Below are 11626 nucleotides of genomic sequence, written 5' to 3'. Positions count from 1 at the left end.
TATGGTCTTCGGTTTTCCCGCCCTGCCGTTGCTCACTACTCGGTGATGTGCTGGTCGCGACCGGCCTGGTACACGCGGCCGTGACCGCTGGCGGTCGCTCTCATCAGGATCGACCCGATCTGCGTCTGATCGGCGGGGGTCAGCACGGGCGTGAGCTCCTCATCGAGCACCCGGCGCAGTTCCGCGCCCAGGGCGGGGTCCTCGCGTAGCAACTGCTGCAGCCGGACCTGCCAGGATCCGGCCAGCGCCCGCTCGGTATCGAGATCGCCGTCGTGGCGGGCGGCAAGGACCTGGGTGCGGACCTCGGCCAGCTCCTTCTCGACTGTGTCAGCTTGCTCGGGACGGACCCGCCTCCACAGCGCGACCGCTCCCGCTCGGGCCTGCTCCCATGCATCAGTGGCCATCGCCGTCACCAAAGCGGTTCCAGCGGCAAGTACTATCGGATCCACTCCGCCCACTCCTTACGCAGGGTAGGAATTGCTCAAGCCGCCGGTGTTACCGACAGCCGAGCAGCCAGTGACAGCCACGGCCAGGGATATTGCCCCTCCTACGCGGCGATTATGTGCGACATTCACGAATGGTCTTATATACCCTGAATGGATCGGTCCACAAGGTGTAATCCATTGCTTTTTAAGTCAACCTCGATCATTCACGGCTGGGTAAGGTCACCCGACCGGGTTCGGCTGATGGAAGTTTCTGCCTTGCAGTCCGGACCTGGCCGCGCTTCCCCTCCGAGATCACTCCCGGCGGCTCATCGCCGAGCGCCTGCGCCTGGGCGCCTTCGACGAGCTGACCGAATTCCGGCTCATCCAGTGTGCTCACATGATGGGGTTCCGGGGCCGCTTCTCCACCAAGTCCCGTCGCTACTCCACGACCTCCGGCATCGCCGGCGTCCGCCAGATCTTGTTCGAGTCCCGCATGATCGACACACCGCCCCGACGACGGCCCTGGGCGCGCACCCTGGAGCAGCGTTTCGCCCAGGTGCCGATGGCCGACCAGGTCCGCCAGGTGCTGCTGCGCTATGTCCGCACCCGCGCCGCGGTACTACGACCCCGATCGGTGGAGAGCCTGGTCAACGACCTGCTGCCGTTCGCCGAATACCTCACCGACCGTCATCCCGACGTGACCTCGCTGCGCCAGCTGGAGCGGCACCACATCGAGGGCTACCTCATCTTCAACCGCACCCGGCCCTGGCGCGGCCAGCGCGCCGCGGCCGGGGCAGGCCGGACCGTCTCGGCAGCAGTCGCCCAAGCAGCGGCACTCAGCCTGCGCAACATGCTCGACGACATCGCCGCCTGGGGCTGGGCCGAAGCACCCACGCGCCGCCTGGTCTTCGCCGCCGATATCCCCAAACTCGACCAGCCGCTGCCCCGGGCGCTGCCGCCCGACATCGATGCCGCCCTTATGAATGCCGTCGCCCGCCTGGACGACGATTTCGCCCGCCTGGCCCTGCCCGTCCTTCGCGGTGCTGGGCTGCGCGTCGGCGAGCTGCTCGACCTGGAGGTCGGCAGCATCATCGACTACGGTCCCACCGGGACCTGGCTGAAAGTCCCGCTCGGCAAGCTCGCCACCGAACGCATGGTCCCCCTGGACGCCGGCACCCTCACCGCGCTGGATGAATGGGCCACGCTGCGCGGCGTTCACCGACCGTTGCCGCATCCACGCACCGCGACACCAACCGACTTCCTGTTCACCCTGCACGGCCGCAGACTCGGCGCGACCCGGCTGCGCAACGGCCTGCTCGCCGCCGCCGAACTGGCCGGGCTCCGCGCACCCGACGGCGGCGTGCTCGTCGTCACCCCGCATCAGCTCCGCCACACCTGGGCCACCGGCCTGGCCAACGCCGGGATGAGCCTGCAGGCGCTGATGGCTCTGCTCGGGCATGTCACCCCGCAGATGACCATCCGCTACGCGACCTTGGCCTCCCCGACGCTGCGCACCGCCTACGACGAAGCAATGGGCAAGATGCGCCGCCAGTTCACCCTGACCCCGGCCGGCAAGCCGATCGTCCCGGACAAGGTGACCTGGCTGAACAGCGAGATGCTCAAGACCCGCGTCGCTCACGGCTACTGCTCCCGACACGAAGCCGCAGGCGCCTGCCCCTACGCCAACATCTGCGAAACCTGCGACAACTTCGTGACCGGCCCCGAGTTCACTGACGCCCTGCGCAGCCAGCTCACCGATGTTCAAGCACTCCAGGCCGACGCCGACCATCGCGGTTGGGACAGCGAGGCGGCCCGCCACGCCCGCGTCGCCGACGCACTCACCGACCACATCTCCCGCCTCGAGCGCTGAACTGCGACTCCCTCAACTGCCTTGCCCTGAGGGCCAGGGCCGGTTAATCGAACGGCTGAACCGGGAAATCAAACGCCGCTCCGACGTCGTGGGCGTCTTCCCCAACCCCACCGCCCTGGGCCGCCTGGCCGGAGCCGTCCTGGCCGAACACCACGACGAATGGCAAGTCAGCGACCGCCGCTACCTGTCCGAGGGCTCCATGGCCCAACTCGCCGCCCCGCCCGCAGACGATCTGGCCAAACCCCTGGCGCACACCACCCTCACCGCGTCATAGTCACACCAACCCACAACTCCCCAACCCCACACGATCAGCAGCGAGTTGCACCACTCAGCGGGACATCACCCAACTCATTGCGCCCGCAGCTCTACGTAAACGCAGCCTGCGGTCCGAGGTACTGATCAGTGCTACGTCGATACGACGAATGCCCTCGCGGCATTGATCGTTATGAGCGGAATAATCAGTCGACCGCTCTCCGGACGCCTGGACTATTCACTCCCTCGCGCAGGGCGGATTTTCTTGTCTAATCCCTGCTTTCCATCGTGTAGTCGGGATGTGTTTCTCCGGAAGGGTGCGCCGTCGGTCCGCCGGGCGGCCCGAGGCGCGCGTCCCCGCCCGCTCCCGGTGAGCTGCCGGTGCCGGAGGGAACGGGGATCGGCTTCGGCATCGGGGACTGGATCACCGGTCAGATCAACTCCTGGTTCGCCGGCCTGGTGTACCTGGCGATCAAGCCGTTGCTGGACCTGCTGGCGGTGACGCTGCTGGCCACCCCGGACGTTTCCGGCAGCGGCCGGGTCTTCGACCTGTGGCAGGCGACCGCCGCGATCGCCAACACCGGGTTCGTCCTGCTGGCGACCGTCGGCGCGATCAGCGCGATGGGCTACCAGACGGTGCAGACGCGGTATGCGGTCAAGGAGGTCCTGCCCCGGCTGTTCATCGCCGTCCTGGCCGCCAACAGCAGCTTCCTGCTGTGCGGGAAGGTCATCGAGATCGCCAATGCCCTGTCCAAGGCCCTGCTCGGGCAGGACTTCGACGGTCGCCGCGCCGCCGCCACCCTCCAGACGCTGATCATCGCGCCGGGCGCCTCGCAGCAGATCTTCTACGTCCTGCTCGCCCTGGTCGCGGTCGTCTTGCTGCTGCTGTTGCTGATCACGTTCGTCATGCGGGTGGCGCTGGTGCTGTTGCTGACGGTCGCCTCGCCGCTCGCGCTGGCCTGCCTGGCTCTGCCGTACACCGAGGGGCTGGCCCGGTTCTGGTGGCGGGCCTTCACCGGGCTCCTGCTCATCCAGGTCACCCAGTCGCTCACGCTCGTCCTGGCGGTGCGGATCTTCTTCAACCAGGACGGGCGGCTGCTGCTCGGCATCGTCCCGACCGGCCAGCTCGTCAATCTGGTGCTCGCCCTGTGCCTGCTGATCATCTTGATCCGCATTCCTGGCTGGATCTCTCGCCGGATCTTCGCCGGGGTCGGCGGCCACTCGATGATCGGCCGGATGGTCAAGTACGCCTTGGCCTACAAGCTCACCTCGCCCGTCCTGGCCGCCCTGCACCTCCGCCCGGGTGGACGCCGGAGCAGCACGCCTCGGGTCGCCGGGCACGTGGCTGCCGCCCATGCGATGGCCGGGAGAACGATGGCCAGCCGAGCGCTTCCGGCGCTCGCCGCCGGTCCTGCTGGTACGGCTGCCGCTGCCGGCGCGACTGCCCTGACCGGGACCGCCGCCTCTGCGGCCCGAGGTGGGCCCGGTCCTGCCAAGCACGCGCCCGTGGCCGCCCGCCGCCCGATGAATCCGGCGGATTGGGAGGCCGCCCCTGTCAAGCACGCTCCGTCCGCTCCTGCTGTCCAGGGCAAGTACCGGAGGCCGCCGCGGCCGTCCGGTCCGGTTCCCCCGACGACGCCGGTATACGGGTATCCGCGCGAGACCTACTACGCAAACGGCCCGGCCGGGCTGGCCCAGATGTACCGGCTCCGCACCCAGAACAGCCCATCACGGCCTGCCCGCCCACCGGTCCCGCCGGTGATGTTCCGGCCTCCCGTCTACCCCTCGCAGGGCGTCTCCGGACGGCCGGGCGACACAGGAGATCGCCGTACTCCGCCCCCCAACCCCACAGGAGATGAGGGCCGATGAGCTGGGTGCAGCCGGTTCGCATCCCCGCCGACGTGGACCAGGACGACAAAATCGTCGCGGGGTTCACCGCCCGCCAAGTGGTCATCCTCGTCGGCACCGGCGCTCTGCTCTACGCCGCGTACCTGCTCGTCGGTGACCGGGTGCCGCTCGTGGTCTGCGCCGCGGTGGCGCTGCCGATCGCGGTGGCCGGGATCCTACTCGCAACCGCCCGACACGACGGTTTGTCGCTCGACCGCTACCTGCTCGCCGTCGTCCGCCACCTGCGCGCACCCAAACGCCTCGTCTCCGCTTCCCAGGAGGTGCCACCACCTCCCACGTGGATCGGCGCCAGGCCCGGCCCCGCTCCCGCGCAGCTACGCCTTCCCGTTCAGGGGATGGCCGGGGACGGGCTACTCGACCTCGGCCCGGACGGCATCGCGGCCATCGCGGAGGTGTCCACGCTCAGCTTCGCCCTGCGTACCCCCGAAGAGCAGGACGCGCTGGTCACGGTGTTCGGGCGCTGGCTCAACTCGCTTTCGGGCCCGGTCCAGATCCTCGTACGCGCCGAACGGGTCGACCTCGCCGAAACGATCGCCACTCTTGAGCACAACGCCCGCCACCTGCCGCACCCGGCGCTGTCGGCCGCCGCGCTCCAGCACGCCGGCTTCCTCGCCGGCCTCGCCGGCCGTCATGACCTGCTGCGCCGCCAGGTCCTCCTGGTTGTACGTGAGCCCGCGGCAGGTAAGGCGCGGGAGGCCTCGGCGGCCCGTGCCCTGCGGCGGCTGGACGAAGCCGCTCGTCTGCTGTCGGCCTGCGGCCTGACCGTCCGCCTGCTCGACACCCCCGCCACGAGCGCACTGCTGGCCGCCTGCTTCGACCCTGCGGCGCCGCCGCTGCCCGGCGCCCAGATGGCGGCTCCGGACCAGGTCATCACGAGAGGAGAACGCTGGTGAAGCTCGCCTTCCGCCGCACGACACAGCGCGCGCATGGGTTCGGCCCCGACGCGGTCGAAGTCCGGCCCCGGCACCTGCAGGTCGGCGACGACCACTGCGCGACGCTCGCCGTCACCGGCTACCCGCGCGAGGTCACACCCGGCTGGCTGGAACCCCTGCTCACCTACCCCGGGCGGCTGGATGTGTCCTTCCACGTCGACCCGGTGCCGTCCCTGGTCGCCTCCGACCGGCTCCGCAAACAGCTCGCCCGCCTGGAATCCGGCCTGCGCAGCGACCACCAGCACGGTCGGCTCATCGACCCCAGCGCGGAGGTCGCCGCCGAAGACGCCCAGGAGCTGGCCTCCCGGCTCGCGCGAGGACAGGCCAAGCTGTTCCGCACCTCGATCTACCTCACGGTCCACGCCACCACTGCCGAGGAGTTGGAGGACGCCTGCGCCCAGGTCCGGGCCCTGGCCGGGTCGCTCCTGCTGGACGCGCGTGTGGTGACCTTCCGGCAGCTTCAGGGCTGGGTGTCGGCGCTGCCTATGGCGTACGACAACCTGCAGATGCGCCGCACCTTCGACACCCCGGCGCTCGCGGCGGCCTTCCCTTTCACCAGTCCCGACCTGACCGCCGACCTTGGACCCACCACGGTTCTGTACGGCGCGAACGCGGCCAGCTCCTCTCTCGTGGCCTGGGACCGGTTCGCCCAGCCCAACCACAACTCGACAATCCTGGGCTGTTCCGGCGGCGGCAAGTCCTACCTGGCCAAGCTGGAAGCACTGCGCTCGCTCTACACCGGCGTCGAGGTCGCCGTCATCGACCCCGAAGACGAGTACGCCCGCCTGTGCGCGGCCGTCGGCGGCGCCTACCTGCAGCTCGGCGCGGCGAACGTCCGGCTCAACCCCTTCGACCTACCGCCTCCGGAACAGCGGGAGGGCGACGCGCTCACCAGACGCTCGCTGTTCCTGCACACCCTGGTCGCGGTCATGCTCGGCGAGCCACTCGACAAGGCCAGCAAGGCCGCGCTCGACCGGGCCATCATCGCCGCCTACAAGGGCGCGGGGATCACCTTCGACCGGCGGACCTGGACACGCCGCCCGCCGCTCATGCGCGACCTCGCCGACGCGTTGGCCGCCGACAACGACCCCAAGGCCAGGGAACTGGCCGCCGGACTCGCGCCGTACGTCACCGGAAGCCACCGCCGGCTCTTCGACGGCCACACCACCACGCGGCCCGACTCCCACCTGATCGTCTTCTCTCTGCGGGACCTGCCCGACGAGCTCAAGGCCGTCGGCACCCTGCTGACCCTGGACGCGGTCTGGCGGCGCGTCTCCGACCCGGGCAATCGCCGCCCTCGTCTCGTTGTGGTCGATGAGGCATGGCTGCTCATGCGCGACCCGGAGGGTGCGAAGTTCCTGCTACGGATGGCCAAAAGCGCCCGCAAGCACTGGGCCGGGCTGTCGGTGGTCACCCAGGACGCCGCCGACCTGCTCGGCTCCGACATCGGGCAGGCGATCATCGCCAACTCCGCCACCCAGATCCTGCTCCGCCAGGCACCCCAGGCGATCGACAGAGTCGCCGAGGCCTTCCGCCTGTCCGATGGCGAACGCCAGCTCCTGCTGTCGGCCGAGCGCGGTTTCGGGCTCCTGGCCGCCGACTCCGGCGCTTCCCGAGTCGCCTTCCAGGTCCTGGCCAGCGAGCAGGAACACCGCCTGGCCACGTCATCACCCTCCGAGCTGGCCGCCTATGGACACCTCATGGCAGACGAGGAGGACGAGTTCTGATGCTGCAGAACCTTCCCTATGACCCCGATGCCTTCATCGAGATGCTCCTGACCTGGGTGAGCACCCATGTCTCGTGGCTCACCTTCGGGGTTTCGGCCGCTGCGATCGTGCTTGAACTGCTCAGCGCCCTAGTCGTACGGCTGCGCCACCGCGCCGCGACGAAGGGGGCGCGATGCGTGGAGATCCTCGCGCCCCCGGTGGCGGACATGGCGGGGTCGGAGGCGCTGTGGACCAACCTGATGGGGCTGCTGCGCCCGGCCTGGAAGCGTGCCCTGTTCGGTCAGCCGCACCTGGCCTTCGAGTACGTCTTCGGCGCCGGCGGCGTACGGATCCGGCTGTGGGTTCCGGGCACCGTCCCGCAGCACCTGGTGGAGCACGCGATCGAGTCGGCCTGGCCGTCGGCGCGCACGGCGGTCGTGGAGGCGGCCCCGCCGGTCCCGCTGACCGGGCAGGCGACCGGCGGGCACCTGGTGATCGCCCGAAGTGAGCTGCTGCCGATCCGCCACTCCCATGACCACGACCCGCTCCGCGCCCTGCTCGGAGCCGCCGTGGGCATGCCCGCCTGGCAGCACGCCGCCGTCCAGATCCTCGCCCGGCCCGCCACCGGCCGCCGCCTCGCCCAGCTGATCAGCGGAGGCCCCACCGGAGTGACCACCAGGGGCGGGCTGGCCGTACCGCTCGGGCTGGTGCGCGCCTTTCTGGACTTCGTCACCCCCGGCCCGATGCACCCCCGGCTCCATCCAGCACATCTCAGCCCCACCAATCGTGCCGCCCGGCTGGAGGAATCGGCCGAAGCCCGCGCCATCCGCGACAAAGCCCAACGCCCGCGCTACGAGGTCGCAATCCGGTACGCCGTACAGGCAGACGACCCCACCTCGGGTGACGAGCGCGATCGCAAGCAGGCCCGCGAGGCCCGGCGGAACGCGACCCGGGGCCGGGCACACGCGATCGCCTCGTCCTTCGCCCTGTTCGCCGGACACAACCGGCTGGAACGGCACCGGCTCACCCTGCCCGCCGAGCGACTGGCCTCCCGGATGCTCCGGCGCGGGTTCCTGCTCTCGGTGCCCGAAATCGCCGCCCTGGCGCACCTTCCCTTGGACGCCGCCGTACCGGGTCTGAGCCGTGCCGGGGCCAGGTCGGTGCCGCCCGCGCCGCAGGTCTCCGCGAAGGGCAAGGTGCTCGGCTTCTGCGACGCCGGGCACGTGCGGCCGGTCGCGCTGCGCGTGGCCGACTCCTTCCACCACGTGCACGTCCTCGGCCCGAACGGCACCGGCAAAAGCACGCTGCTGGCCCAGATGATCCTCTCCGACATCGAGGCCGGCCACGGCGTCGCCGTCGTCGACGCCAAGGGTGACCTGGTCACCGACCTGCTCGGCCTCATTCCCGAAGAAGCGGGCGAGCGCCTGGCTTTGATCGACCCGGACGACCGCCATCCCCGGCCGGCGCTCAACGTGCTGAGCGGCCCGGACCGGGAAACCCTCGCGGACAACCTCGTCGGCATCTTCCACAAGATCTACGCCGACTCCTGGGGCCCGCGCAGCGACGACATCCTGCGCGGCTGCGCCCTCACCCTCTCCCGCAACGGCGGAACCCTGGCCGACATCCCGGCGCTGCTCAGCGATCACCCCTACCGAAAAGACCTCACCGAACGGCTCGACGACCCCTTCCTGCTGGGTTTCTGGAACTGGTACGAGCACCTGTCCGAGCAGGCCCAAGCACACGTCACCGCGCCCATCATGAACAAGCTGCGGGCGTTCCTGCTCCGCCCCTTCGTCCGGGACATCCTCGGCTCGGCCCAGTCCACCTTCGACGTCGGCGACGTCCTGGACGGCAAGATCCTGCTCGCCCGCCTCCCCAAAGGCGTCCTCGGCGACGACACCGCCCGCCTGCTCGGCTCCCTTCTACTGGCCCAGGTCTGGCAGGCCGCCTCCCACCGCGCCCGGCTCGGCCACGCCCGCTCACCGTCCGCGCTGTACGTGGACGAGACGCAGAACTTCCTGAACCTCCCGCACGCGCTGGCGGACATGCTCGCCGAGGCCCGCGCCTACCGGCTGTCGATGGTGCTCGCCCACCAGCATCTGGCCCAGCTCCCCCGGGACCTGTGCCAGGCCATCAGCTCGGACGCCCGCAACAAGATCTACTTCTCGCTCTCGCCCGAGGATGCCCGCGAGGTCGAGCACCACTTCAGCCCCTACCTGACCCGGCATGACCTGGCCAATCTCGGCGCCTTCCAGGCCGCCGCCCGGCTCGTGGTGCGCTCCGCGGAGACCCCGCCCTTCACCCTGCGCACCCGGCCGCTGCCCGAGCCCGATTCCGACCTCGCCGCACGCGTACGGCTCGCCGCCGCCCGCGCCCACGGCCGGCACCCCACCGCCGGTGACCCCCTGCCGGAAGGAGACCCCCGCACCCAACCGAAAGGAGATGAATGAACCAGCACTACACGCCTCGCGTCCTCGACTCGCTCGTCATGCGGCTCACGAGCCACGACCGGCGCCTGCTCCGCATGGTCTGGACCCACGAGGTCCTGACCACCCACCAGCTCCTCCAGGCGGCGTTCGACAACGACCACACCGGCCGCCACCGGCTGGTCAAGCTGAATCGCCTCAGTGCACTCGACCGCTTCCGCCCCCGGCCCCCTCTCGGCTCCGCACCCTGGCACTACGTCCTGGGAGAGGCCGGCGCCGCCGTACTTGCCCTGGAAGACGGCGTCACCCTGTCGGAGTTCGGATACCGGCGCGGCCAAGCTCTCGCCATCGCCTATGGCCAGCGCCTCGCGCACACCATCGGCGTGAACGGCGTCTTCGCCGCCCTGTCCGGCCACGCCCGACGCACCGGCGGCTGCCGCCTGGACACCTGGTGGACCGAGGCCCAGTGCAAGGCCATGTGGGGCAAGCACGTACGGCCCGACGCCTACGGCCGATGGACCGACAACGGCCTCACCCTGGACTTCTTCCTCGAATACGACACCGGCACCGAAACACTCGACCGAGTCGCCGCGAAACTCAGCGGGTACGCCTCGCTGGCCGCCGCCAGCGGGATCGACACTCCCGTCCTGTTCCTGACCAGCACCTCGCGGCGCGAAGCCAACCTGCATGACCGGCTGCGCCTCCGAGGGGCTCTCGTGTCGGTACCCATCGCGACCGCCACCGAGGGCCAGGAACCGCACGAGGCGATGTGGCTACCGGGCAACCGGACGGAAGGACGGCTCCGCCTCGCCGAACTCGCGCGCCACTTCGGCCAGGAGGCGCGCCCTTGATCGTAGAGCTCGGGGTCGGCAAGTTCATCGCGGCCGGCGGTTGCCTGGTATGCGGCGTCGTCGTCATCGCCGGGATCGGCGGCGGAGCCAAGTACGCCTTCACGGCCCGCGACACGGCCAAGCTCCGAGCTGCGATCTGCGCCTACGCCGCCCCACCTGGCGCGGTACGGCCGCTGGCCGCTGCCCGCTTCGGGCTCTCCTCCCAGCAGATCGCGAACGCCCGGCAGATCGTGAACGTCGCTGCCAAGCTGGGTCTGCCCAAGCGAGCCGCCGAGATCGCCCTCGGCACCGCGATTCAGGAAAGCAGCCTTACCAATTTAAGGACCGGCAACGGCTCGTACGGACTGTTCCAGCAGCAACCGTCGCAAGGCTGGGGGACGAAGCAGCAGGTCACCGATCCCTCCCACGCGGCTCGCTCCTTCTACAAGCGCCTGGTCGAGATCCCCGCCTGGGAGCACATGCCGCTCACCCAGGCCGCAGCGCTCGTCCAGCGCCCCCGCGAGGATCTGCGCGACGCCTACGCCGAGCACGAACCGCGCGCCAAGGCGCTGGTCGCCCTGCTGTGGAAGGGCGGATCGTCCGGGCGAGCGGCCGTGGACACGACCACGAGCGACGACATACGGGTCAGTATTCAAACCGCAGCCGGGCTGGGCATTCCACGTGACGAACTCGTAGCAAGCATCGCGGCGGACCTGGGCGGCCAGGACTCAGGCGAGCGACCCGACCCGGACGAGATCAGGAAGCGCGCCGACGACATCGTGACCACGGCCGCGGGCCAGCTCTGCGAGGAACTGAAACTCAGGGCGGACAACCCTGCCGACGAGACGACCTCTGACGGAAACGCGCTGATCGAGGGCCCCGCTGGGCGAGGTGCGATCGCTGTCAGAGCCGCGCTACGCATGATCGGCGTGCCTTACTCCTGGGGTGGCGGCGGGCCAGGCGGGCCGAGCTTCGGCACCGGCCGCGGGGCCGGGACCAAGGGCTTCGACTGCAGCGGCCTCACCGAGTACGCATGGAGCAGGGCAGGAGTCGGCATCGGGTCCTCCACCGGCCCGCAATGGCACTCCGGTAAGCACGTCGACCGCTCGCGACTCCAACCGGGCGATCTGGTGTTCTTTGCCTACAACCCTCGCGATCCCAGCACGATCCACCACGTGGGCCTCTATATCGGCGGGGGGAAGATGGTCCACGCCCCGCACACCGGCAGCCATGTGCAGATAGCACCAATGTCCCGCAGCGACTACGCCGGGGCCGTG

At 69.9% G+C, this 11626-nt stretch carries 8 protein-coding genes and 1 pseudogene; 8 read left to right on the top strand and 1 reads right to left on the bottom strand.

All coding sequences use genetic code 11. The features are described 5' to 3' along the window. Positions 1-35: 35 nt before the first annotated feature. The gene (locus HCK04_RS39335) at positions 36-404 is read right to left on the bottom strand and encodes a hypothetical protein (RefSeq protein ID WP_142652612.1); all 369 of its coding nucleotides are present in this window, start codon (positions 402-404) and stop codon (positions 36-38) included. 292 nt (positions 405-696) lie between these two features. On the opposite strand from HCK04_RS39335, the gene HCK04_RS44520 reads away from it, so the two are divergent. The 8 genes and pseudogenes from HCK04_RS44520 to HCK04_RS43235 form a co-directional block, all read left to right on the top strand. Then, positions 697-2295: a replication initiator gene (locus HCK04_RS44520; protein WP_312845799.1), complete on the top strand. Its 1599-nt coding sequence runs from the start codon at positions 697-699 to the stop codon at positions 2293-2295. Between the two features lie 46 nt (positions 2296-2341). Beyond that, positions 2342-2569, top strand: a pseudogene (locus tag HCK04_RS43240) (transposase); the annotation flags it as partial. A gap of 359 nt (positions 2570-2928) precedes the next feature. Beyond that, positions 2929-4416: a conjugal transfer protein TrbL family protein gene (locus HCK04_RS39320; protein ID WP_142652610.1), complete on the top strand. Its 1488-nt coding sequence runs from the start codon at positions 2929-2931 to the stop codon at positions 4414-4416. Further along, on the top strand, positions 4413-5348 hold the full coding sequence (locus HCK04_RS39315) for a PrgI family protein (RefSeq protein WP_142652609.1): 936 nt from the start codon (positions 4413-4415) through the stop codon (positions 5346-5348). Before HCK04_RS39320 ends, HCK04_RS39315 begins: the two co-directional genes overlap by 4 nt. After that, the gene (locus HCK04_RS39310; RefSeq protein ID WP_221890036.1) at positions 5345-7114 is read left to right on the top strand and encodes an ATP-binding protein; all 1770 of its coding nucleotides are present in this window, start codon (positions 5345-5347) and stop codon (positions 7112-7114) included. Before HCK04_RS39315 ends, HCK04_RS39310 begins: the two co-directional genes overlap by 4 nt. Beyond that, positions 7114-9543, top strand: a complete 2430-nt coding sequence (locus HCK04_RS39305) for a type IV secretion system DNA-binding domain-containing protein (RefSeq protein ID WP_142652607.1) — start codon at positions 7114-7116, stop codon at positions 9541-9543. The genes HCK04_RS39310 and HCK04_RS39305 overlap by 1 nt, the downstream gene beginning before the upstream one ends. Next, entirely contained in the window at positions 9540-10370 is an 831-nt protein-coding gene (locus tag HCK04_RS39300) for a replication-relaxation family protein (RefSeq protein ID WP_142652606.1), read from the top strand. Before HCK04_RS39305 ends, HCK04_RS39300 begins: the two co-directional genes overlap by 4 nt. After that, positions 10367-11626 (top strand): C40 family peptidase (locus HCK04_RS43235; protein ID WP_240972245.1); only part of this gene is annotated, 1260 nt, incomplete at its 3' end. The genes HCK04_RS39300 and HCK04_RS43235, both read left to right, overlap by 4 nt.

This window comes from Microbispora sp. CL1-1 (assembly GCF_012034195.1).
GTDB lineage: Bacteria > Actinomycetota > Actinomycetes > Streptosporangiales > Streptosporangiaceae > Microbispora.
Note: the sequence above shows the minus strand (reverse complement) of the source record. Positions and strands in the feature narration are given on the sequence as shown.